This is a genomic window from Providencia sp. PROV272, from assembly GCF_049901975.1.
Lineage (GTDB): Bacteria > Pseudomonadota > Gammaproteobacteria > Enterobacterales > Enterobacteriaceae > Providencia > Providencia stuartii.
The window spans coordinates 3,094,207-3,117,605 of the sequence record NZ_CP096291.1; the positions used below are offsets into that span (position 1 = coordinate 3,094,207).

A 23,399-nucleotide genomic window follows, 5' to 3' on the forward strand; every position below is an offset into this window, starting at 1 on the left:
TCATGCCACATTATGATTCCGCGTGGCCTCGATATAAACAATAGTGCTCTTTTATTTTAGACTCTCTGCAAAATCTAGCATTCTATTTAAAGGTAACATCGCTTTTTGACGTAGCGCTTCGCTCACATAAATTTGATGTTGCTCCCCGTGACTCTCTAAGGCTTGTGCTATTGCTTTTAAACCATTCATCGCCATCCAAGGGCAATGGGCACAAGTACGGCATGTCGCACCTTCCCCCGCGGTCGGCGCGATATACAAAGACTTATCAGGGCACGCTTGCTGCATTTTATAAAAAATGCCTTTATCGGTCGCGACTATCATTGATGGATGAGGCAACGTTTGCGCCGCTTTGATTAATTGGCTTGTCGAGCCGACAGCATCAGCAAGCTCGACAACAGCTTGAGGAGACTCAGGGTGAACCAGCACCGCCGCTTCTGGATACAGCGCTTTCATTTTGCTCAGAGACTGGGTTTTAAATTCATCATGAACAATACAAGCGCCCTGCCAACACAAAATATCAGCCCCTGTTTGTTGTTGAACATAACGGCCAAGATGGCGGTCAGGCGCCCAAATAATTTTCTCGCCTAGGCTATCAAGATGCTCGATTAATTCTACCGCAATACTGGATGTCACCACCCAATCTGCTCGTGCTTTCACCGCCGCAGAGGTATTCGCATAAACCACCACTGTACGATCAGGGTGCTGATCGCAAAAACGCGCAAAATCCGCCTCTGGGCAGCCTAAATCAAGTGAACATTCGGCATCTAATGTTGGCATTAAAACGGTTTTTTCAGGGCTTAAGATTTTTGCGGTTTCCCCCATAAAACGTACCCCCGCGACTAGCAGGGTTGATGCACTATGACGGGCGCCAAAACGAGCCATTTCCAGAGAGTCAGCAACACATCCACCTGTTTCCTCAGCCAATGCTTGGATTTCAGGATCGGTATAATAATGTGCAACTATCACCGCATTTTTTTCCAGCAATAACGCTTTGATGCGCTCACGATAAAATGCTTTCTCTTCTGAGCTTAGCAATGCAGGTCTAGCAGGGAACGGATAAACCGACTGGTTAAAATCAATAAACTCGCTCATCTTGTGCCTCTGTTTAGCATAATGCAATTTTACATCTAAAATCGCCTATAAAATGGGTCGAAAACCACATTTTTGTTTTATATACTAAACAAGATACCCCAATTCATTGAGGAAGTCTTCTCGATTTTTGGTGATGATGGCGTGATTTCTCACTATTCACTAAATAATCATGATAATTATCGAGTTTTTTAGCATTTTAATCATTTTACAGGTATCTTAGCCACATCAATAAATTCGATGGGTTAGCTATGGAATCACCTGCATCTTTAATCAATAAAATTATTTCCGTTTCTTTGCTCGATCCTAGAATTGATGCCGTCATTTTGACAGGCTCAAGAGGTAGAGAACAACAAATTGATCATTATTCAGACATTGATATTGAATTAGTCGGTTCAGGTGTAACAGCACTTTTTCATGACCAACAATGGATACATCAATTTGGTCAGCCTCTAGTGGCTCTACATCTTACAAATGGTGGTGAAAATGAGCCTGAATGCCCGACTTGTTTAGCGATTTACGAGCAAGGAAGAAAAGTTGATTTTACCTTTGCTGAACCAAGTCGATTGCAAAAGATGAAGCAATATGGGCTTGATAATACTTATGCCCGTGGCTACACCATTTTACTCGATAAAAGCGGTATCACGGATAACCTTCCCGACAGTGATCAGGTACAACTTCCGCCTAAGCAACTCAGTCAAAACAAATTCACGTTTATTGTGAACGAATTTTGGTATGAATCACATCAAGTTGCGATTGCCCTTTCGCGTAATGAACTCTGGAGCGCTTGGTCAAGAGACGTTGATATGAAAAATGCCCTACTGACGATGTTAGAGTGCTATGTCTCAAACAAAAGTAAAGGGCAGCAAGATGTTTGGTATCACGGCAGAGCATATCAACAATGGATGCCAGAGCACATTATCCAAGCAATGGAAACCTTGTTTGATTACCGTAATGCGCAACAAGCTGCATACAGCTTACATCTGTTGATGAAATGCTTTGATGAAATCACGGTGGAAGTCGCCCAGCAGCTCAATTATACCATCGACCACACTCTTGGCCAGCGCATGCAAACACTGGTAGTTGGCATGTTGCAAGATAACAGTTTATTGCCTGAAGGGATCTGACGCGATTTTACCATATAAAACACAATAAAAAACCGCCCCTCTCGTTGTTACTGATGGGGCGGTATCGTTTTTAAGTAAAGCTATTTTTTCAGTTTAGCAAATTCGTCTTTGGCTTTTTGTAACTGTTTTTGGAATTCAGGGTTGGAGTGTAAAGTTGCTACCGCACCCGATGCAACGATACGAGCTGCATCAACATCACTTTGCCAATGGTAACCACAGATGACTCGGCTTTGGCCAAGTTCATAACCACGTTTTAAAATTTTATCTTGGTTTTCTGGGTTAATTTCTGACAATACGAGTGCAGATGCCCAGCCAATTGCGGTGTGTCCGGAAGGATAAGAGCCATTCTTAGATAATTTGTCCTGATCTTTCGTGTTACAGGTAGCAACACCGTAGAACGCAAATGGACGAATGCGCATGTATTTCTCTTTGGCTGAGCGAGTTGCTAAATCCCCCGCATCTTCAATCATATTCGTCAGCAATTTATGAATTTCAGGCGCATCCTTTTCGGTAATGGGATAACCAAAAGCTTCAGAAAATGCGTTCGCAACACCGCCCGCAGCCAGATCAGCATCCTTAGCGGCTTGTTCTCCACGCTCAGTGTTTCGCAATAAACGGCCTTTTTCATACATCGCTTGGTCGTTTAAAAATAAGATGCTGCCCACTTCAGGTGGTGGCGGCAATAACGCTAAACTATCAATAGCCTGTGAGTTTTTTAAATAATAAAGATCGGGTTTAGTTGTCACATCATTGCCGGGAGGGATCGCCGCAAATACACTGGTTGAAACAAAAGCCCCTGCGCAGAATACTGCTAATAGTTTTTTCATCCGCTAGTCCTTTCCTAGTCTTTGCCATAGATAAAATAATTTATATTTTACAAGGTGATCAGTTATTGATGTTTTATTTAGACTAGTCCAAGTAGGTCAGTAATACCTTGCGTAAGTTCTCAAAAAAAGAAGTCAATACCCACACAATAACTCAGGCTGAATGGTTTTTGCTCAAGAGTTAGGTGATGATAGCCACAAGATCGCGACTAAATATCGACTTACTCATACGAAGAGGTTTGAAAATCGGCGTCTACACGGGTCCATTCCCAATGCCGCCCCTTACCCTAATACCGGTATAATTAATCGATTAGGAGAGGATACAGGCGCATTTCTGGAAATCATCGACACATACGAGCCATTGTGGCCAATATAGCGCTATTTTGCTTGATGGGCTTTTAGATTGAATAACACAATTTAACTACGCTAGAAAATGGAAGGATTTGAAGATAATGGCATTTCTATAGATGGTGGGTCGTGCAGGATTCGAACCTGCGACCAATTGATTAAAAGTCAACTGCTCTACCGACTGAGCTAACGACCCATCTGATATAACTGATTTTTTTATTTTAAGATGGCGGTCGTGCAGGGTGACTCATTGTGTTTGAGGCCTAATACGAACAAGCGTTCAATGAGCTCTTGTTCTACCGACTAAATTAACTCACACATCTTAAAGCACATTAACGAAATAGAGGCTGTTAATGGTGGGTCGTGCAGGATTCGAACCTGCGACCAATTGATTAAAAGTCAACTGCTCTACCGACTGAGCTAACGACCCATTAAACTTAACAACTTATTCTTGCGTCAACGGCGGCTTATATTACTCATTTCTGACGATGGTGCAATGATTTTTTTGAAAAAAACGATTGAATGCACACTTATCATACGGTTAACCCCGAAATATTCGGTAATTACTTCTTCGGGGTTAATCATTAAAGTGAGCTAAGCTTTTTCTCTGCAAGTTTAGCACCAGCGCTATTCGGATACTGTTTCAGCACCTGTTGATAAACCGCTTTTGCTTTATCCTTCTGCCCTTTGTCTTGCATGATCAGGCCGACTTTATACAGGGCCTCACTGCTTTTTTGGGATTTAGGATATTCTTTCACAACAGTTGCAAAGTAGAATGCCGCATCATCTTTGCTACCTTTATTATAGTTAAGTTGCCCTAACCAATAGTTAGCATTAGATTGATAGCTGGATTTGGGATAGCTTTTAATAAAGCTTTGTAATGCACCGATGGCCTCATCGATTTGCGCTTTAGATTTGCTTTTCATCGCAAGCGCAACTGCAGCATTATAATCTTCCTTTTCGCCACCACCAGAAGCTTCTGGTGCAGGTGCTGAAGTGGAGGAGTCCGCTGCTGCCGATGAATTTGATGATTCTGTAGTACCGCCACTCACCTGACCTAATTGCATATACAAATCTTTTTGGCGCTCAACAATTTGATTCAGTTTATATTGATTTTCCTGAATCTGACCACGCAATGTATCGATATCGCGTTGGTTGTCAGCAATCTGTTGCTGGATTTGATATAAGATCTGGCCTTGAGAGTTAACTGCCGTCTCAAGCTGAGTAAGACGATCACCGGATGAACCGGATCCGACATTAATGATTGGCGCTTGGGCAATAGCGGCCCAAGGGGCCGCTACGCCAACCAATAACGACAGACCTACAAATAAATGTCTGAAGTTACTGTTCATAAGAGATAATTTCGCTTATCGATTAGTATGCAATAACTGCACGACGGTTTTTAGCGTAATCAGCTTCTGTGTGACCTAACACAGCTGGTTTTTCTTTACCGTAAGAAACCAGAGAAACTTGATCACCCGCTACACCTTTGCTTTGCAGGTACATTTTAACTGCATTAGCACGACGTTCACCCAGTGCGATGTTGTACTCAGGAGTACCACGCTCATCCGCATGACCTTCAACAACAACTTTAACAGATGGGTTGTTACGTAGGAAAGCTGCATGAGCATCTAACATATCAGCGTATTCTGGAGATACGTTGTATTTATCGAAACCGAAGTAAACGATATTGTTATTTTGCAGTTCTTGCATTTGCTGACGTGCCAGCTCTTCCGCAGACAGACCGCTGTTAGTTTGGTTCATTGAAGAATCCGCGCCATTTTGGTCATTGTTTTTGTTAGAGCTACAAGCTGCGACAGCCATGATTGGTAATGCGATCATCAGCCCTTTAAGCACTTTATTCAGTTGCATCGTTTTGATCCTTAATAGTTTGCCACACATTATTATTATGCATCACAGATACGGCGACCAAGCAGGAAATTTAACCTGTCCATCGGTTGCCGGAAGACGCGCTTTGAAACGCCCGTCGGTCGAAACTAGCTGCAATATAGTCCCCAAGCCTTGAGAGGAGCTATAAATAACCATAGTGCCGTTAGGTGCGATACTCGGCGTTTCATCTAGAAACGTTTTCGTTAAATATTCAACGTTACCCGTCGCCAGATCCTGTTTGGCGATATGCTGCTGACCACCGCCGGAGCTGACCATTACAATGAAAGATCCATCCGGGCTAACATCAGCGTCCTGATTTTGTGTACCTTCCCAGGTCACACGTTCAGGGCTACCGCCATTAATATTAATCTTGTAAATTTGCGGACGACCCGCTTGGTCAGATGTATAGACCAATGTTTGACTATCTGGCATCCAGCTTGGCTCTGTATTATTACTACGACCATCAGTCACTTGACGAATTTGGCCGCTCGCTAAATCCATAATATAAAGATTTAAGCTACCTGTTTTTGACAAAGCAAAAGCCAGTTTAGTCCCATCTGGAGAAAACGCTGGAGCACCATTATGACGAGGGAATGATGCAACCTGACGAACGGCGCCAGTCGATAGCGTCTGAATCACCAGTGCTGAACTGCCACTTTCAAACGTCACATACGCCAAACGCTCACCATCAGGTGACCAAGCTGGCGACATCAAAGGTTCCGGAGAACGATGAACCGTAAATTGGTTATAGCCATCGTAATCAGAAACACGTAATTCATAAGGGTATTGACCCCCTTTATTAGTCACAACATAGGCGATACGTGTACGGAATGCACCACGAATACCAGTCAGCTTTTCAAAAACTTCATCGCTTGCGGTATGGGCGGCATAACGTAACCACTCTTTAGTGACCTTATACTGGTTTTGAGATAAGACCGTGCCTGGGCTACCAGCAACATCAACTAATTGGTAGCTAACCACATAGCTGCCATCAGCCGCGGGTTGGATTTGACCGACAACAACGGCATTAATCCCCAATGCTGTCCAAGCCTCAGGAACTACTTCAGAAGCGGTCGCAGGTTGTTGAGGCATACGACTAGGCTCAATAGGGTTAAATTTGCCACTATTGCGTAAATCAGCACCAACAATTTGCCCGATTTCTTGTGGAGGTGTACCTGAGCCAGACCATTTAAAAGGAACAACCCCTATTGGCTGAGCACTATTAACACCTTCCGTGATCTCAATACGGATTTCAGCCTGAGCAACTGTTGCCCATAACATGAGGAACCCGAGAACTACTTTAAAAGCCTGCTTCATCCTTATCTCCCTTACTGTGGTATTCACTGCCACAATAATTCGCTGAATTTTAACAAAGGTATACTAACAAAACTAGATATTGTAAGAACTATTTATGCTATAGCAGACATAAATTCAATACAGACAGCTCCGACTTATCTTATTTTGGGCTAAATACAACTGTACTTCCTTGTTTTTTAAATGCTTCATACACATCCGCCGGTGGGCGTGGTAACGTTGCAAGGTTTGCAGCTCTGATTGCTGCACTACACAGTGCTGGGTCATTAGAAGCATTATTTTTAGGGGTAATACTTACTAATAAGCCATCAGGTGCAATTTGTAACTTAAGTTCACACGTACGTCCACGGTAAGTATCTGAATCATAAAACTTACTCTGAATCGCGGCTTTTATTTTACTTGCATAATTTTCAACGTCTGCATTGGATGCCCCAGAACGTTTACCGCCACCTTGGCCTGCGGAAGCCGCTCCACCTTCACGACTTGGCCCTGTAGAGGTCAAATCACCGAGTAGATTATCAATCTCAGCGGAATTTTTTGCAGCCTCTGCTTTCTCTTTAGCTGCTTTGGCTTTTGCTTCCTTATCGGCTTTGGCCTTAGCTTCTTTAGCTGCTTTAGCTTTCGCTTCTTTCTCCGCTTTCTCTTTCGCCTCTTTTTCCGCTTTAGCTTTCGCTTCTTTCTCCGCTTTCGCCTTAGCATCAGCCGCTGCTTTCGCTTTTATCGCTTCGGCTTCTTTTTTCGCTTCAGCCTCTGCTTTTTCCTTCGCGGCAGCTTGTTCTTTAATCAAGCGTTCTTTTTCTGCTTTGGCTTTTGCCGCCGCTTCTTCCGCTATTTTTTGCTCTTCCTTCGCTTTTCTTGCCGCTTCAGCTGCTTGTTTTTGTTGCTGCTCAACTTGTTTTTGCCGCTCCTGCGCTTCTCGTTCACTTTGAATACGCTCTTGCTCAAGCTGTTGCAGACGTTTTTGTTCCTGCTCTTGCTTTTCCCTTAGCTCAGCTTCTTGTTTACGCTCTTTCTCTTTACGCTCTTTAGCTGCTTGTTTAGCGCTATTTTCTTGTTGTTGCATTTGGTTATATTGCTGAACAACCGCGCCGGGATCGACCATCACCGCATCGATGACAGTCCCCTCCTCCCCTCCGCCGCCAAGTTTGACAACGGAAACTAAGGAACCAATTATAATTAGGCCTATCAATAAAACGTGCAACGCAAGCGACGTTAGAAGAGAAAGCCTTAAATTATCTTTTTTCTCTTTTGTCTTTCCCACAATTGGTTTCCAAAAAAAGAATCATTACTCACTCAATTACATGGGTTGAGTCATTAAACCGACCGATTTGATCCCAGCTTGATGCAAAATATTCAATGCCTTAATCACTTCATCATAGGGCACTTCTTTTGCACCACCGATAAGGAAAATCGCCTTTGGATTTTTATCTAGCTGAGCTTTCGCTTCAGCCGCAATCTGTTCTGGTGGTAGTAGCTCTAAGCGCTCACCATCAATTAACATATTGTATTGACCAACTCCCGCAACCTCTAAAATAATCGGTGGATTATCGCTTGATGATACGGTCTGGCTTTCAGCGGCATCCGGCAGATCAACCTCCACGCTTTGTGAAATAATCGGTGCTGTCGCCATAAAAATTAGCAACAGTACCAACAAAACATCCAGCAATGGGACAATGTTGATTTCGGATTTTAGCTCACGTCTGCGACTATTGCGCGCCATTCGCTTATCTCCCCGTATTATTTCTTATCAGCAGAGAATGCTTGGCGATGTAAGATAGCCAGAAACTCTTCCATAAAGTTATCGTAGCTCTGTTCTAGCTTATTGACTCGCTGATTTAATCGGTTATATGCCATTACCGCTGGGATTGCTGCAAACAAACCAATTGCTGTTGCAATCAACGCTTCAGCGATACCCGGCGCTACCATTTGTAGTGTTGCTTGTTTAACCGCACCTAATGCAATAAAGGCATGCATAATTCCCCATACCGTACCAAAAAGACCAATATAAGGGCTAATAGAACCAACCGTCCCTAAAAATGGGATGTGCGCTTCTACGGATTCAAGCTCACGGTTCATCGAAATGCGCATAGCACGAGATGCCCCGGTGACAACAGCATCCGGTGCATGAATATTCGCTTGGTGTAAACGAACAAACTCTTTGAAACCTGCATGGAAAATTTGTTCTGCTCCACTTAGCGAGTCACGGCGAGCCTGACTTTCTTTGTATAAGCGAGATAACTCAATACCAGACCAAAACTTATCTTCAAACGCTTCCGCTTCTCGAGCTGCCGCATTTAAAATTTTTGTTCTCTGAATAATGATGGCCCAAGAAGCAATAGAGAAACCAATCAAAACGAACATAATGATCTGAACCAATAGGCTCGCTTTTAGGAATAAATCCACGATATTCATGTCAGTCACTGTTTAAACTCCGCGACAATAGACTTAGGAAGCGCTGTCGGCTTCATTTTTGATGTGTCCACACAAGCAATCAGGGCCGTAGCCCCGCAAAGCAGGTTACCTTGTGAATCAATTAACCTTTGTTGAAAGGTTAAAGAGGCACGCTTCATCTCAATGATTTGTGTCTCAATTTCCAATAAATCGTCCAGCCGAGCCGCTCTGACAAAGTCCGTTGTCATACTCCTGACAACAAACCCGATATTCTCAGCCAGTAAACTTTGTTGATTGATACCTTTATCCCGTAGCATCTCGGTCCTAGCCCGTTCAAAAAAAGCGAGATAACGTGCATGATAAACCACACCGCCCGCATCCGTATCTTCATAATAGACGCGAACAGGCCAACGAAATAACATAACAATCACTCCATCCTAGGTTAAATTAATTAACGGTGCCACTATACTCAAGACGGTGGCGCTTTGGAATGACCTAGGGGTAAAGTTATCAAAAAAAAATTATGGATCCGCAGACCCATAATTGACAATTAGATTAGCTGAAGACTTTAACCAAGCCCCAGATAAGGATAATGATGGCAGGTAAAGGATGGAAAAGTAGTCGCCAAATCAATTTATTAGGTCGAAATCCGACACCAAAAATCATGCCACTACAGGTTGCCCAAATAAGTAATAACCCTTGCCAGATAAGAAATGAGCTGGTTTTAGCCGCAAATTGGGTTGGATCCCACATGACACTCCCAGCAATCCCTAACGCTAATATAAGGATAAGGATCCGTACCGGACCCTTATCCAATAGCTGATAGCTTTTATCCACCAGCATTATTTATTACTCGCCATCTTTAGCAGCAGCTTTATCTTCCGCATGCTCTAAAGCTAGAGCTGCAATCACTGCAAAACTACAAGCTAACAGCGTGCCAAGAATCCAGGCAAAATACCACATATGTTATGCTCCTTAATACAGTGAATGCTTGTTGCCTTCGATGAAGTTTTTGTCCAAACGGCCAAACATTTTGTAGTAACACCACGCAGTGTAAGCCAATACAATTGGAACAAAAATAATCGCAACAACCGTCATAACTTGCAGAGTAAACAGGCTAGATGTTGCATCCCACATGGTCAAACTTGCATTTGGCATGATGTTTGATGGCATGATGAATGGGAACATTGCAACACCACAAGTTAAAATGATACAAGCGATAGTGAGAGATGAACTCACAAACGCTAACGCATTTTTGTCTGCTTTACTAAACAGCATAGTCAACAGTGGCAATACCACACCTAGAGCAGGTAATGCCCACAGCACAGGATAGTTGTTGAAATTAGTCAACCACGCACCTGAAGCAACTTCGACAGTTTTGTTCAGTGGGTTAGATACGCTTAATGTATCGATAGTTGAAGTCACAACGTAGCCATCGATACCCATAACCAACCAAGCACCTGCACCTGCGAAAGCCAGCAGAGTTAATAATGCTGTTACATAAGTTGCTTTACGAACACGTAGGTGTAGTTCACCAGTCGTACGCATTTGTAAGTATGTTGCACCTTGAGTCACAATCATCATTAAGCTAACAACACCAGCTAACAGACCATATGGGTTCAGTAGGCCGAACAAGTTACCTGTATAAGTCAGATATTGTTGGCTATCGATTTGGAATGGAACACCTAAAAGCAGGTTACCAAACGCAACACCGATAACTAATGGTGGAACGAAACCACCGATAAATAGACCCCAGTCCCACATGTTGCGCCATTTTGGATTCTCCAACTTAGAACGGTAGTCAAAACCGACTGGGCGGAAGAACAGTGCTGCAAGCACTAAAATCATCGCGACATAGAAACCTGAGAATGCCGCAGCATACACTTGTGGCCATGCTGCAAACATCGCACCACCTGCGGTGATCAACCAAACTTGGTTACCATCCCAGTGCGGCGCAACTGAGTTAATCATGATACGGCGATCAGTATCTGTTTTACCTAGAATTGGTAATAAGAAGCCGACGCCCATGTCAAAGCCATCCGTGACAGCGAAGCCAATCAGCAGAACGCCGATTAGAATCCACCACACAAATCGAAGAACTTCATAATCAAACATAAGTGGACTCCTGTTTACTGAACGTCTTGTGCAGAGTTGTTTTTCTGTTCAAAGTGGTAGCGGCCAGTTTTCAGGCTGCTTGGCCCTTTACGAGCGAATTTGAACATCAGGAACAATTCAGCAATTAAGAACAGTGTATACAGACCACAGATCAGAGCTAGAGAGAAAATCAGATCATGGGTTGTCAAGTTTGAGTGTGCAACGGAAACAGGGAGAACCTCACCGATAGCCCACGGCTGACGACCATATTCTGCAACGAACCAGCCTGATTCAATCGCAATCCACGGTAATGGAATACCGAACAATGCGGTACGTAGTAACCATTTGTTTTGACCAATACGGTTGCGTACCACTGACAGGAAGGATAGACCGATGATAATCAGCAGCAGGAAGCCTACGCCAACCATGATACGGAATGCCCAGAACAATGGACCTACATTCGGGATACTATCTTTAACCGCTTTTTGGATCTGTGCTTCTGTTGCATCAACAATATTTGGTGCGTATTGTTTCAGCAGAAGACCATAACCTAAATCTTTCTTGTTCGCTTCGAAAGATTTACGCAACTCAGGGTCTTTATTACCCGCAAGAAGTTGTTGTAACTCACCGTATGCAATCATACCGTTACGAATACGAACTTCGTGTTGCTTCATCAGATCTTTCAGACCTAGAACTGGTGTATCCAGTGAACGCGTTGTGATAAGACCCATCACCCATGGAATTTCAATTGCAAATTTGTTTTCCATTTTTTCGGTGTCAGGCCAAGCGATCAGGTTAAACGCTGCAGGTGGAGCATGCGTTTCCCACTCAGCTTCTACCGCGGCTAACTTGGTCTTCTGCACGTCACCCATTTCGTAGCCTGATTCATCACCAAGAACGATAACAGATAGTACAGCGGCAATACCGAAGCTTGCAGCGATTGCAAATGAACGTTTAGCAAACGCAAGGTCACGGCCCTTAAGCATATAGTAAGAGCTGATACCCAGAACAAACATCGCACCAGTACAATAACCAGCAGCAACTGTGTGAACGAATTTAACTTGTGCAACAGGGTTCAGGACCAGCTCAGAGAAGCTGACCATTTCCATACGCATTGTTTCGAAGTTAAAGTCTGCAGCGATAGGGTTTTGCATCCAACCGTTCGCAACGAGGATCCACAGCGCAGAGAAGTTAGAACCTAAAGCAACTAACCAAGTCACCGCAAGGTGTTGAGTTTTGCTTAAGCGATCCCAACCAAAGAAGAACAAACCAACAAACGTTGATTCAAGGAAGAATGCCATCAAACCTTCGATTGCCAGTGGTGCACCGAAGATATCTCCAACATAGTGGGCATAGTAAGACCAGTTAGTCCCGAATTGGAACTCCATAGTCAAACCAGTGGCAACACCTAGAGCAAAGTTAATACCAAATAACTTGCCCCAGAATTTAGTCATATCTTTATAAATTTGCTTACCAGACAGCACATATACCGTTTCCATGATCGCAAGCAAAAACGCCATACCAAGCGTTAGTGGTACGAACAGGAAGTGATACATCGCAGTTAAGGCAAACTGTAATCTTGACAGTTCGACAATATCAAACATCTTGACTCCTTGCTCCTAGCAGGAAGACACCGACTTGCGGCAACCCAGCTTCCAATACAATTAAAGAAAGCCTCTTAACTACCAGCAAAAAATGCCTCAAAACAACAAATAATTAACAAAATCAAAAACTCTAACGACACTATAATAATAGTACGCTTATCTTCACATACAATAAACTTCTTTTGCGTGATTCAGATTTGAATTCTGAATATATATCAATAATTATACCCTATAATAGAAAAATGAGTATTTGATCGCACACCAATTTAAGCAAATTATAAAAATAATGCTAGTACTAATGAATTGATTTGCGTCAACTTTTTTGATTGTTGTTAAGCGATTATCCTTATCATCAATTAATGGTTATTTAAATGTTAATTGTCTGTTATTGATAATAGTACAAATATTCTTAATTTTCTAAAAGAGAGCCTAAAAAATTAACTTTTTATTTAAAACTTCATAAAAAGATAATTTAATTTATAATATTAGCCTATTTGGTTTTTATTATGAATTTTATTAATTACTAAATAATCTCTGCTTATTTGACTATTTTAGATTTATTAATTAAGACTAAGCATCCGTTATTAAAAATGGCACTTTAGTAGTATATTTAATCACATTGAGTGAAAAACACCCAACTTAAGACTAGAGTACAACATTTAAGCAGTATAAATAACCGTCAAACGGCGATAATTGGAACCCGTTAAAGGGTAGTTGCATAGTACAATTAAATCTAAAAAAACTAGGCCGCCAAAAAGAGTACGACACTCCATCTCACGTATCCACACTGCGATAATCCGCTAATTTATCGATAACAGCACCTGTGTTATCCCTCTGTGTCTAGCGCGCCACGCACAACAAAAAAGGCCCGTATTCTTTTGGAATACGAGCCTCACTGTTTTAAATGTTTATGCTAAGCGAGAGCTTATTTTGCCAACATTGATTTCACAGCATCGCCAATGTCTGCCAAGCTACGTACTGTTTTCACGCCCGCAGCTTCTAATGCAGCAAATTTCTCGTCAGCTGTACCTTTACCGCCAGCGATAATCGCACCAGCGTGGCCCATACGCTTACCTTTAGGCGCTGTTACACCTGCAATGTAACCAACAACTGGCTTAGTTACGTGCTCTTTGATGTAAGCAGCCGCTTCTTCTTCTGCGTTACCACCAATTTCACCGATCATGACGATTGCTTCGGTTTGTGGGTCTTCTTGGAACATCTTCAGGATGTCAATGAAGTTTGAACCTGGGATTGGGTCACCACCGATACCAACACAAGTTGATTGGCCAAGACCTGCATCTGTCGTTTGTTTTACCGCTTCATAAGTCAGCGTACCTGAACGTGAAACGATACCGACTTTACCTGGCATATGGATATGACCTGGTTGGATACCAATTTTACATTCACCCGGCGTGATAACACCTGGGCAGTTTGGACCGATCATGCGTACGCCAGCTTCATCTAATTTCACTTTCACAGTCAGCATATCCAGCGTTGGGATACCTTCAGTAATAGTGATAATCAGTTTAATGCCCGCATCAATTGCTTCTAAGATAGAATCTTTACAAAATGGTGCTGGAACATAGATAACAGAAGCGGTTGCGCCTGTCGCTTCTACAGCTTCACGAACAGTATTAAATACAGGTAGGCCTAAGTGAGTTGTGCCACCTTTACCCGGAGTCACACCACCAACCATTTTAGTACCGTAAGCAATCGCTTGTTCGGAGTGGAAAGTACCTTGACCGCCAGTGAAACCTTGGCAAATTACTTTGGTGTTTTTATCGATTAAAATAGACATTATTTGGCCTCCGCCGCTGCTACTGCTTTCTTAGCTGCATCCGTCAGGCTGTTTGCTGCGATAATATTCAGACCGCTATCAGCCAGTTTCTTCGCACCTAACTCTGCATTGTTACCTTCTAAACGAACCACTACTGGTACATTCACGCCAACTTCTTCTACTGCACCAATGATGCCGTCTGCAATCAGGTCACAGCGAACGATACCACCAAAAATGTTAACGAAAACAGCTTTAACGCTCTTATCTGAAAGGATAATTTTAAATGCTTCAGTTACGCGTTCTTTAGTTGCGCCACCACCAACGTCTAAGAAGTTAGCTGGTGCACCGCCGTGCAGTTTAACGATATCCATGGTTCCCATTGCAAGACCTGCACCGTTAACCATACAACCGATGTTGCCATCAAGTGCAACATAGTTCAGTTCCCACTGTGCAGCTTGTGCTTCGCGTGCATCTTCTTGAGATGGGTCATGCATTTCACGCATTTCTGCTTGGCGATATAGTGCGTTGCTATCAACACCTAATTTACCATCCAAACAAACTAGGTCGCCTTCAGTATTGATAACTAATGGGTTGACTTCGATTAGAGCAAGGTCACGCTCTAAGAACATAGTCGCTAGGCCCATGAAGATCTTAGCGAATTGGCTAACTTGTTTACCCGTTAAGCCTAATTTAAATGCTAATTCACGGCCTTGGAAAGGCATAGGACCTGTTAATGGGTCGATAACTGCTTTGTGGATCAGTTCTGGCGTTTCTTCAGCAACTTTCTCAATCTCAACACCACCTTCGGTAGAAGCCATAAACACAACACGACGTGTGCCACGGTCAACTACTGCACCCAAATACAGCTCTTTAGCAATATCTGTCGCATGTTCAACAAGGATTTGGTTAACAGGCTGACCATTTGCATCTGTTTGGTAAGTAACAAGGTTTTTACCTAACCATTTTTCAGCAAATTCTTTGATATCGTTGATATTGCTTGTGACTTTAACGCCGCCAGCTTTACCACGTCCACCTGCGTGAACTTGGCATTTAACAACCCATGGGCCGTTTCCGATTTTTTTAGCCGCTTCTACAGCTTCATCTGCTGATGAGCAGGCATAACCCGTTGGTGCTGGCAAACCGTAGCGTGTAAAAAGCTGTTTTGCCTGATACTCGTGTAAATTCATGATGTTCTATCCATAATTGAGTCTGAAGAGGCGTTTATTCGCCTCCTGCAATTGTTACTGATTTAGCAACCGGCGGGAGCCGGTTGCATCGGTTACTTCAGACCGGACAGGTATGCCCCTGCCCTGTTATGTTGCTATACGTCCAGCAGTAAACGAGTTGGATCTTCCAGCATATCTTTGATAGCCACTAAGAAGCCAACTGACTCTTTACCATCAATTAGGCGGTGGTCATAAGATAATGCAAGGTACATCATTGGAAGAATTTCGACCTTACCATTAACCGCCATAGGGCGATCTTTAATAGCATGCATGCCTAAGATTGCACTTTGTGGTGGGTTAATGATAGGTGTGGACATGAGAGAACCAAATACGCCGCCATTAGTGATAGTGAAGTTACCACCAGTTAAGTCTTCAACCGTTAATTTACCGTCGCGACCTTTAACAGCCAGTTCTTTAATTGTCTTCTCGATATCAGCCATGCTCATCGCATCAACGTCACGCAATACTGGTGTTACCAGACCACGAGGTGTCGATACCGCAATACTGATGTCGAAATAGTTGTGGTAAACCACATCTGTACCGTCAATAGAAGCATTCACTTCTGGATAACGTTTCAGTGCTTCGACCGCTGCTTTAATGTAGAAAGACATAAAGCCTAAACGCACACCGTGACGTTTTTCGAACGCTTCACCATATTGCTTACGCAGATCTTTGATTGGCTGCATGTTAACTTCGTTAAAGGTTGTTAACATCGCAGTGCTGTTTTTCGCTTCCAACAGACGCTCAGCAATACGTTTACGCAGACGTGTCATTGGTACACGTTTTTCGCTACGATGTGCCAGTGGCGCTTGTGGAGCAGCAGGTGCTTGTGCTTTAGCAGCAGGCGCTGATTTGTTCGCTGCTAAATGTTTTTCAACATCTTCGCGAGTCAGACGACCACCAACACCCGTGCCTTTAATATCTGCTGGGTTAAGATCATGCTCTGCAACTAAGCGACGGATCGCTGGAGACAGTGCATCATTGCTCTCTTCTTCCAAGCTCGCCGTTTGACGTTGTGCAGGTGCAGCTTCTTGAGCAGGTTTCACATCCGCTGGCATGCCAGTGCTATCACCCAAACGAATACGGCCTAACAGTTGTTTAGATAACACTGTTGCACCTTCGTCTTCAACGATAGCTTCTAGTACACCCGCTTCACTTGCAGGAACTTCTAGTACAACTTTATCCGTTTCGATTTCAACCAGCACTTCGTCACGTTCAACGCTATCACCTGGTTTTTTATGCCATGTGGCAACCGTAGCATCAGCAACGGATTCAGGAAGATCTGGAACAAGAATTTCTACACTACTCATTTTCTATCCTTTAATTATTCAATGTTCAACGCGTCATTAACCAGAGCTTGTTGCTGCTCTTGGTGAACGGACGTATAACCAACTGCTGGAGATGAAGAAGCAGCACGACCTGCATAACGTAAAGTCGCCCCTGCAGGGATAGCTTCACGGAAGTTGTGTTGGCTGCAATACCAAGCGCCTTGGTTCAATGGCTCTTCTTGACACCATACGAAATCCTTAACATGCGCATATTGCGCCAGCGCTTGCTGAATATCTTCGTGTGGGAACGGATATAGCTGCTCAATACGCACGATAGCAACATCTGTTTGTTCATTCTTACGACGCTGTTCTAACAGATCGTAATAAACTTTACCTGAACACAGAATGACGCGTTTCACGTTTTTCGGATTGATTTCATCTATTTCACCGATTACTGGCAGGAATTTACCATTCGCCAGCTCTTCCATGCTTGATACCGCTAATGGATGACGCAGCAGTGATTTAGGTGACATCACAATCAGAGGACGACGCATATCGCGTAGTGCCTGACGGCGTAACATGTGATAAACCTGAGCAGGCGTTGACGGCACACACACTTGCATGTTTTGGTCTGCGCACAGTTGCAGATAACGCTCTAAACGTGCAGAGGAGTGCTCTGGGCCTTGGCCTTCATAACCGTGTGGTAAAAGCATTACCAAGCCACACATACGACCCCATTTTTGCTCACCTGAGCTAATAAATTGGTCGATAACCACTTGCGCACAGTTTGCGAAGTCACCAAATTGAGCTTCCCAAATCGTCAGAGCGCGTGGTTCTGTCGTCGCGTAGCCATATTCGAATGCCAACACCGCGTTTTCTGTCAGAACTGAGTCCCAAACATTAAACACGCCTTGCCCGTTATGGATATTTTGCAGCGGTACATATACTGAACCGTTCGTTTGATTATGAACAACAGCATGACGGTGGAAGAACGTACCACGGCCAGCATCTTCACCAGATAGACGAACAGGAATACCTTCATCAACCAAGGTTGCATATGCCAATGTTTCTGCTGCACCCCAATCAAGAGGTTTTTCGCCTTTTGCCATTTCAGCACGGTCAGAGTAAATTTTCTCAACACGAGACTGAGTGACAACTTCAGCAGGGATAGTACTGGTTTTAACCGCAAGCTCTTGCAAGCGTTTTAAATCAAATGTGGATTTGTATTCTTCATTCCATTCATGGTTCAGGTACGGTTCCCATGTATAAGAATGTAGCCCCATTTCACGCCACTCTTCAACGACACAGTCGCCTCTATCTAGCGCGTCACGGTACAAATTAACCATCTCAGTGACTTCATCAGCAGTCACAACACCACTTTCAATTAGACGGTCAGCATAGATTTTACGTGGGGTCGGATGTTTTTTGATTTTTTGATACATAATTGGCTGAGTTGCATTTGGCTCATCAGCTTCGTTATGACCATGACGACGATAACAAACGAGGTCAATCATCACATCACGTTTAAAGGTATTACGGAAATCTAATGCTAAGCGAGTGACAAATGCTACCGCTTCTGGATCATCAGCGTTCACGTGGAAGATAGGTGCTTGGACCATCTTCGCGATGTCAGTACAATACTCTGTTGAACGAGTATCTTTCGGGTTAGACGTTGTGAAACCGATTTGGTTGTTAATGACGATACGTACAGTACCACCAACTTCATAACCACGCGCTTGAGACATGTTCAGTGTTTCTTGAACAACGCCTTGGCCTGCTACCGCAGAGTCACCATGGATGGTGATTGGTAGCACCATATTGCTACGGCCTTCATCAAGACGATCACGACGAGCACGGACAGAGCCAATAACAACTGGGCTAACTATCTCAAGGTGAGATGGGTTAAATGCCAATGCTAAGTGAACACGTGAGCCTTCGGTTTGGAAATCAGAAGAGAAGCCTTGGTGATATTTAACGTCACCAGCACTTGAGTGGTCTTTGTGTTTACCTGCGAACTCATCGAATAGTTCAGCCGGTTTTTTACCTAAAATGTTGATAAGAACGTTAAGACGACCACGGTGAGCCATACCTAGTACAACTTCACGCGTATCTTGTTTACCCGCATGGTGAATCAAATCTTTCAGCATTGGGATCAGTGAATCACCACCTTCCAATGAGAAACGTTTTGCACCTGGGAATTTAGCGCCTAAATAACGCTCTAGCCCTTCTGCTGCTGTTAATTCAGCTAAGAAGCGACGTTTTTCTTCTTTCGTAAATTGCTCAGCGACATTCACAGACTCGAGGCGTTGCTGGATCCAGCGTTTTTCCTCAGTATTTGTGATATGCATGTATTCAGCACCAATAGAACCGCAATAAATACGTTTCAGTGCATCATACAGGTCGCTAAGTTTCATGGTCTCTTTGCCAATCGCAAAAGAACCCACATTGAATGTTTCGTCGAAATCTTCTTTCGTTAGATTATGGAATGCTGGATCTAAATCGGGAACAGATTCACGTTTCCATAAACCTAATGGGTCAAGATTTGCATTTTGATGCCCGCGGAAGCGGAATGCGTTAATCAACTGCAAAACTTTTACTTGTTTTGCGTCGATTGCAGGATCGCTAACAGAGGTATGATAACGAGTCGAGTCTTTTGCTAAGCGACGGAAATATTCGCGTGCTTGTGAGTGGAATTGCTCAGCGTTGGTGCCTGCTCCAGGCAGTTGCTGGAAGATTTCTCTCCAGCCAGCATCAACAGAATTGGGGTCAGTTAGATAATCTTCATAGAGTTGTTCTATGTAAGTCTGGTTCGCGCCTGCCAGAAAGCTCGAATCCAGCCAGTCCTTCATTACGCCGTTCTGCATTGTGATCCCTTAAGCTTTTACAGCTTTAGTTTTCGCCGTGGTTAACTAATTGCCGCGTTTAAGCGGCCTCGATAAAGGTTCTTCTGGACGTGCTTTATGCATGTTCTCACTTTGGGTTTCCCTTTATCACTCCGGGCTCCCCTTTTAAGGAACCTTTAAAAACTGACTGCAGTTTTTAAAGGTTCCTCGAGTTTGCTCGCGTCTTCATCATTTGCAGTTTGGCTTATTACTTTCACTTTTTTGCTTTTACTTTTTACTATTTAATAACCTACGGTACTTTCGTACCGCAGGTTAAATCGGTTTTATGCACTATGTTTTAGTAACATAGATTTAATATGCCCGATAGCTTTCGTTGGATTTAGTCCTTTAGGACATACATTGACACAATTCATGATGCTATGACAGCGGAAAACACTAAAAGCGTCGTTCAGATCATCTAATCGAGCATCTGTTTCAGTATCTCTACTATCAATTAGGAACCTGTATGCAGCTAAAAGACCTGCTGGACCAATAAATTTGTCCGGGTTCCACCAGAACGATGGGCAAGAAGTTGAGCAACATGCACACAAAATACACTCATATAATCCATCGAGTTTTTCACGCTGTGCCGGTGACTGTAAATTCTCACGCGCCGGTGGGTTCTTATTATCATTAATAAGATACGGACGAATTTTTTCGTATTGAGTATAGAACTGGCTCATGTCGATAATCAGGTCACGAATAACAGGCAGACCTGGTAATGGACGGATCACAATTTTCTTTCCGCTACGAGTCAACGCAGACAGGGGTGTGATACAAGCCAGACCATTTTTACCATTCATGTTAACGCCGTCAGAGCCACATACACCTTCACGGCAAGAACGACGGAATGACAATGTTGGATCTTTCTCTTTCAGTTGGATCAACGCATCCAGCAACATCATGTCACGCCCTTCAGGCACTTCGAGCGTGTAATCTTGCATACGTGGCGCGTTATCTACGTCCGGATTATAGCGATAAATCGAAAATTCAAGTTTCATAGTTCATTTCTCCGCAACTGGATTAACACCACGCATTAATAAGTACGTACTTTCGGCGGGAAGGGTTCACGCAACTTAGGTTGCATGTTCACTTCACGACGCGTCATCGTTTCAGATTGCGGTAAATACAATGAGTGACACAGCCAATTAACGTCATCACGATCTGGATAGTCGAAACGGCTATGCGCTCCGCGACTTTCAGTACGGAAGTTTGCAGCTTGTGCTGTTGCATAAGCTGTTTCCATCAAGTTATCCAGCTCTAAACATTCAATACGTTGAGTGTTGAACTCGGTCGATGTGTCATCAAGACGTGCATTTTTCAAACGCTCGCGGATAACTTTCAGCTCTTCTAAACCTTTCGCCATTGCATCACCTTCACGGAATACCGAGAAGTTATGTTGCATGCAGGTTTGCAGCGCTTTACGGATTTCAACAGGATCTTCACCCGTACGTGCATTTTCCCAGCGGTTAAAGCGAGCCATTGCAGCATCAATGTCAGATTCAGATGCTTCACGCATTGAACCTTGCTCCATCAGTGACTCTTTCAGGTGTAGACCCGCAGAACGACCAAATACCACTAAGTCGAGCAATGAGTTACCACCAAGGCGGTTAGCACCGTGTACAGATACACACGCAATTTCACCCACAGCGAACAGACCTGGAATGACTTCATCCTCGCCTTTTTCGTTATAACGAATCGCTTGACCTGTAACCTTAGTTGGGATACCGCCCATCATATAGTGACACGTTGGGATAACTGGGATTGGCTCTTTGATTGGGTCAACGTGAGCAAAGGTACGAGATAACTCAAGAATACCCGGTAGGCGTGATTCCAGAACTTCTTTACCCAAGTGGTCCAATTTCAATTTCGCGTGAGGTCCCCAAGGGCCATCACAGCCACGACCTTCACGGATTTCAATCATAATTGAACGAGCAACAACGTCACGACCAGCAAGGTCTTTCGCGTTAGGCGCATAACGCTCCATGAAACGCTCGCCGTCTTTATTCAATAGGTATCCACCTTCACCACGGCAGCCTTCTGTTACCAGAACCCCTGCACCTGCGATACCTGTTGGGTGGAATTGCCACATTTCCATATCTTGTAGTGGCACACCCGCACGGGCAGCCATACCAACACCGTCACCCGTATTGATGTGAGCGTTTGTTGTGGATTGATAGATGCGGCCTGCACCACCTGTTGCAAGGATCGTTGCTTTAGCTTTGAAGTAAACTAGCTCGCCAGTTTCCATACAAATTGCCGTACAACCAACGATATCGCCATCTTGGTTTTTAACTAAATCAAGGGCATACCACTCAGAAAAAATAGTGGTGTGGTTTTTCAGGTTTTGTTGATACAACGTATGCAACAGAGCATGACCAGTACGGTCAGCAGCAGCAGCGGTACGAGCCGCTTGCTCACCACCGAAGTTTTTAGACTGACCACCGAATGGACGCTGATAAATACGACCGTCGTCCAAACGAGAGAATGGTAAGCCCATATGTTCTAATTCAAGAATCGCTTCTGGACCCGTTTTACACATGTATTCGATGGCATCTTGGTCACCGATATAGTCAGACCCTTTTACGGTGTCATACATGTGCCACTCCCAGTTATCTGGGTGAGTGTTACCTAGTGCAACAGTGATACCACCTTGCGCTGATACCGTATGAGAACGGGTTGGAAAAACTTTTGACAACAAGGCGCAAGATAAGCCAAGTTGCGAAATTTGCAATGCAGCGCGCATACCTGCGCCACCTGCACCGATAACGATAGCGTCAAATTCTCTTATTGGCAGATTCATTTATGCACCCCACACCACAATTGTTCCGTAAATTAAGTAAGCCAGCAGCGCAACAACAATAACAAGCTGCAACACTAAACGTAGTGCCAATGGCTTAACATAGTCAGTGAGCACCTGCCATAAACCAATCCAGGCATGCACTAAAATCGAGAACAATGTGAGGATAGTAAATACTTTCGTCACAGAAGATGCGAAGAAACCACGCCATGTTTCATAAGTGATATCGTTGATGGCAATAAAGCCAACAAGATACAGTACGTAGAGTACGATAACGATCGCTGAACCACGGATTAACAGCCAGTCCTGAATACCAGTGCGGCCTAAAGCTGAAGCATTACTTACCATACTAATATCCCCGCCAGAATTGCCAGAACGACAGTAATAACAAACGTGATTTTTGCAGATGAGTTACCTGCGGCTAGTGTTTCATCAACCCAGCCGAAGTCCATCAGCATATGACGAATACCACCACAAATGTGGTAAGCCAATGCTGTTAGAATTCCCCAAAGAATGAACTTAGCAAAAAAGCCGGTCATTATTTCGGATACGTATTGAAAGCCTTCTGGAGAGGAGAGAGATGTCCCTAACAACCAAAGCAGAATACCAACTGCGATGAAAGTAATGACGCCAGAGACACGGTGCAAGATCGAAGAGATTGCAGTGATCGGGAAGTGGATCGTCTGCAGATCAAGATTGACAGGTCTTTGTTTTTTCACAATTTTGCCCACACAGCTCTTTATTATTTTCCTTCCTCCGGACCTG

22 protein-coding genes and 2 tRNA genes are annotated in these 23,399 nt (G+C 43.7%); 1 reads left to right on the forward strand and 23 read right to left on the reverse strand.

The genetic code is table 11. The annotated features are described in order from the left end of the window. Positions 1-51 precede the first annotated feature (51 nt). Positions 52-1,092: a quinolinate synthase NadA gene (gene nadA / locus M1E93_RS14250; protein ID WP_004917794.1), complete on the reverse strand. Its 1,041-nt coding sequence runs from the start codon at positions 1,090-1,092 to the stop codon at positions 52-54. Between the two features lie 248 nt (positions 1,093-1,340). On the opposite strand from nadA, the gene M1E93_RS14255 reads away from it, so the two are divergent. Then, positions 1,341-2,216, forward strand: a complete 876-nt coding sequence (locus tag M1E93_RS14255) for an aminoglycoside 6-adenylyltransferase (RefSeq protein ID WP_004917792.1) — start codon at positions 1,341-1,343, stop codon at positions 2,214-2,216. Between the two features lie 80 nt (positions 2,217-2,296). Here the strand turns inward: M1E93_RS14255 and phoC are convergent, their stop codons facing one another. From phoC to sdhC, 22 genes are all read right to left on the reverse strand, one after another. Then, positions 2,297-3,043: an acid phosphatase PhoC gene (phoC, locus tag M1E93_RS14260; RefSeq protein WP_004917790.1), complete on the reverse strand. Its 747-nt coding sequence runs from the start codon at positions 3,041-3,043 to the stop codon at positions 2,297-2,299. A 465-nt stretch (positions 3,044-3,508) separates the two neighbouring features. Next, positions 3,509-3,584, reverse strand: a tRNA-Lys gene (locus M1E93_RS14265). Positions 3,585-3,742: 158 nt separating this feature from the next. Further along, positions 3,743-3,818: transfer RNA gene (locus M1E93_RS14270), tRNA-Lys, on the reverse strand. Positions 3,819-3,972: 154 nt separating this feature from the next. Beyond that, entirely contained in the window at positions 3,973-4,740 is a 768-nt protein-coding gene (cpoB, locus tag M1E93_RS14275) for a cell division protein CpoB (protein ID WP_004917784.1), read from the reverse strand. Positions 4,741-4,762: 22 nt separating this feature from the next. Next, complete coding sequence (pal, locus tag M1E93_RS14280) at positions 4,763-5,260, reverse strand: peptidoglycan-associated lipoprotein Pal (protein ID WP_014657760.1); 498 nt, start codon at positions 5,258-5,260, stop codon at positions 4,763-4,765. Positions 5,261-5,302: 42 nt separating this feature from the next. Next, positions 5,303-6,595 (reverse strand): Tol-Pal system beta propeller repeat protein TolB, encoded by a 1,293-nt coding sequence (gene tolB / locus M1E93_RS14285; protein ID WP_104873339.1) that lies wholly within the window; start codon positions 6,593-6,595, stop codon positions 5,303-5,305. 139 nt (positions 6,596-6,734) lie between these two features. After that, entirely contained in the window at positions 6,735-7,853 is a 1,119-nt protein-coding gene (tolA, locus tag M1E93_RS14290; protein ID WP_004917777.1) for a cell envelope integrity protein TolA, read from the reverse strand. A 36-nt stretch (positions 7,854-7,889) separates the two neighbouring features. Beyond that, the gene (tolR, locus tag M1E93_RS14295; protein WP_004917775.1) at positions 7,890-8,312 is read right to left on the reverse strand and encodes a colicin uptake protein TolR; all 423 of its coding nucleotides are present in this window, start codon (positions 8,310-8,312) and stop codon (positions 7,890-7,892) included. 17 nt (positions 8,313-8,329) lie between these two features. Beyond that, complete coding sequence (gene tolQ, locus M1E93_RS14300; RefSeq protein ID WP_004917773.1) at positions 8,330-9,013, reverse strand: Tol-Pal system protein TolQ; 684 nt, start codon at positions 9,011-9,013, stop codon at positions 8,330-8,332. After that, positions 9,010-9,405: a tol-pal system-associated acyl-CoA thioesterase gene (gene ybgC / locus M1E93_RS14305; protein ID WP_004917771.1), complete on the reverse strand. Its 396-nt coding sequence runs from the start codon at positions 9,403-9,405 to the stop codon at positions 9,010-9,012. The genes tolQ and ybgC overlap by 4 nt, the downstream gene beginning before the upstream one ends. 133 nt (positions 9,406-9,538) lie before the next feature. Continuing rightward, entirely contained in the window at positions 9,539-9,826 is a 288-nt protein-coding gene (gene ybgE, locus M1E93_RS14310) for a cyd operon protein YbgE (protein ID WP_004917770.1), read from the reverse strand. A gap of 6 nt (positions 9,827-9,832) precedes the next feature. After that, positions 9,833-9,946, reverse strand: a complete 114-nt coding sequence (cydX, locus tag M1E93_RS14315; RefSeq protein ID WP_008912071.1) for a cytochrome bd-I oxidase subunit CydX — start codon at positions 9,944-9,946, stop codon at positions 9,833-9,835. 12 nt (positions 9,947-9,958) lie between these two features. Continuing rightward, the gene (gene cydB / locus M1E93_RS14320; protein WP_004917768.1) at positions 9,959-11,098 is read right to left on the reverse strand and encodes a cytochrome d ubiquinol oxidase subunit II; all 1,140 of its coding nucleotides are present in this window, start codon (positions 11,096-11,098) and stop codon (positions 9,959-9,961) included. Positions 11,099-11,112: 14 nt separating this feature from the next. Then, a complete protein-coding gene (cydA, locus tag M1E93_RS14325) occupies positions 11,113-12,681 on the reverse strand; it encodes a cytochrome ubiquinol oxidase subunit I (RefSeq protein WP_004917765.1) in 1,569 nt (522 codons plus the stop codon). 925 nt (positions 12,682-13,606) lie between these two features. Further along, positions 13,607-14,479 (reverse strand): succinate--CoA ligase subunit alpha, encoded by an 873-nt coding sequence (gene sucD, locus M1E93_RS14330; protein ID WP_004917763.1) that lies wholly within the window; start codon positions 14,477-14,479, stop codon positions 13,607-13,609. Beyond that, the gene (sucC, locus tag M1E93_RS14335; protein WP_004917759.1) at positions 14,479-15,645 is read right to left on the reverse strand and encodes an ADP-forming succinate--CoA ligase subunit beta; all 1,167 of its coding nucleotides are present in this window, start codon (positions 15,643-15,645) and stop codon (positions 14,479-14,481) included. The genes sucD and sucC overlap by 1 nt, the downstream gene beginning before the upstream one ends. A gap of 134 nt (positions 15,646-15,779) precedes the next feature. Continuing rightward, positions 15,780-16,994, reverse strand: coding sequence for a 2-oxoglutarate dehydrogenase complex dihydrolipoyllysine-residue succinyltransferase (gene odhB / locus M1E93_RS14340; RefSeq protein WP_004917758.1), 1,215 nt, complete (start codon positions 16,992-16,994; stop codon positions 15,780-15,782). Positions 16,995-17,008: 14 nt separating this feature from the next. Beyond that, positions 17,009-19,816, reverse strand: coding sequence for a 2-oxoglutarate dehydrogenase E1 component (gene sucA, locus M1E93_RS14345; protein WP_004917756.1), 2,808 nt, complete (start codon positions 19,814-19,816; stop codon positions 17,009-17,011). A 302-nt stretch (positions 19,817-20,118) separates the two neighbouring features. Beyond that, on the reverse strand, positions 20,119-20,835 hold the full coding sequence (locus tag M1E93_RS14350; RefSeq protein WP_004917754.1) for a succinate dehydrogenase iron-sulfur subunit: 717 nt from the start codon (positions 20,833-20,835) through the stop codon (positions 20,119-20,121). Positions 20,836-20,870: 35 nt separating this feature from the next. Further along, positions 20,871-22,637, reverse strand: a complete 1,767-nt coding sequence (sdhA, locus tag M1E93_RS14355; protein ID WP_004917753.1) for a succinate dehydrogenase flavoprotein subunit — start codon at positions 22,635-22,637, stop codon at positions 20,871-20,873. Beyond that, positions 22,638-22,982, reverse strand: a complete 345-nt coding sequence (sdhD, locus tag M1E93_RS14360; protein ID WP_004917752.1) for a succinate dehydrogenase membrane anchor subunit — start codon at positions 22,980-22,982, stop codon at positions 22,638-22,640. Continuing rightward, complete coding sequence (gene sdhC, locus M1E93_RS14365; RefSeq protein WP_004917750.1) at positions 22,976-23,365, reverse strand: succinate dehydrogenase cytochrome b556 subunit; 390 nt, start codon at positions 23,363-23,365, stop codon at positions 22,976-22,978. The genes sdhD and sdhC overlap by 7 nt, the downstream gene beginning before the upstream one ends. Positions 23,366-23,399: the final 34 nt, after the last annotated feature.

What these genes read in the sequence shown, in the direction of transcription:
- nadA (WP_004917794.1), bottom strand. Translation starts at nt 1,092, where the DNA reads ATGAGCGAGTTTATTGATTTTAACCAGTCGGTTTATCCGTTCCCTGCT.
- M1E93_RS14255 (WP_004917792.1), top strand. Translation starts at nt 1,341, where the DNA reads ATGGAATCACCTGCATCTTTAATCAATAAAATTATTTCCGTTTCTTTG.
- phoC (WP_004917790.1), bottom strand. Translation starts at nt 3,043, where the DNA reads ATGAAAAAACTATTAGCAGTATTCTGCGCAGGGGCTTTTGTTTCAACC.
- cpoB (WP_004917784.1), bottom strand. Translation starts at nt 4,740, where the DNA reads ATGAACAGTAACTTCAGACATTTATTTGTAGGTCTGTCGTTATTGGTT.
- pal (WP_014657760.1), bottom strand. Translation starts at nt 5,260, where the DNA reads ATGCAACTGAATAAAGTGCTTAAAGGGCTGATGATCGCATTACCAATC.
- tolB (WP_104873339.1), bottom strand. Translation starts at nt 6,595, where the DNA reads ATGAAGCAGGCTTTTAAAGTAGTTCTCGGGTTCCTCATGTTATGGGCA.
- tolR (WP_004917775.1), bottom strand. Translation starts at nt 8,312, where the DNA reads ATGGCGCGCAATAGTCGCAGACGTGAGCTAAAATCCGAAATCAACATT.
- ybgC (WP_004917771.1), bottom strand. Translation starts at nt 9,405, where the DNA reads ATGTTATTTCGTTGGCCTGTTCGCGTCTATTATGAAGATACGGATGCG.
- ybgE (WP_004917770.1), bottom strand. Translation starts at nt 9,826, where the DNA reads ATGCTGGTGGATAAAAGCTATCAGCTATTGGATAAGGGTCCGGTACGG.
- cydX (WP_008912071.1), bottom strand. Translation starts at nt 9,946, where the DNA reads ATGTGGTATTTTGCCTGGATTCTTGGCACGCTGTTAGCTTGTAGTTTT.
- cydB (WP_004917768.1), bottom strand. Translation starts at nt 11,098, where the DNA reads ATGTTTGATTATGAAGTTCTTCGATTTGTGTGGTGGATTCTAATCGGC.
- cydA (WP_004917765.1), bottom strand. Translation starts at nt 12,681, where the DNA reads ATGTTTGATATTGTCGAACTGTCAAGATTACAGTTTGCCTTAACTGCG.
- sucD (WP_004917763.1), bottom strand. Translation starts at nt 14,479, where the DNA reads ATGTCTATTTTAATCGATAAAAACACCAAAGTAATTTGCCAAGGTTTC.
- sucC (WP_004917759.1), bottom strand. Translation starts at nt 15,645, where the DNA reads ATGAATTTACACGAGTATCAGGCAAAACAGCTTTTTACACGCTACGGT.
- odhB (WP_004917758.1), bottom strand. Translation starts at nt 16,994, where the DNA reads ATGAGTAGTGTAGAAATTCTTGTTCCAGATCTTCCTGAATCCGTTGCT.
- sucA (WP_004917756.1), bottom strand. Translation starts at nt 19,816, where the DNA reads ATGCAGAACGGCGTAATGAAGGACTGGCTGGATTCGAGCTTTCTGGCA.
- M1E93_RS14350 (WP_004917754.1), bottom strand. Translation starts at nt 20,835, where the DNA reads ATGAAACTTGAATTTTCGATTTATCGCTATAATCCGGACGTAGATAAC.
- sdhA (WP_004917753.1), bottom strand. Translation starts at nt 22,637, where the DNA reads ATGAATCTGCCAATAAGAGAATTTGACGCTATCGTTATCGGTGCAGGT.
- sdhD (WP_004917752.1), bottom strand. Translation starts at nt 22,982, where the DNA reads ATGGTAAGTAATGCTTCAGCTTTAGGCCGCACTGGTATTCAGGACTGG.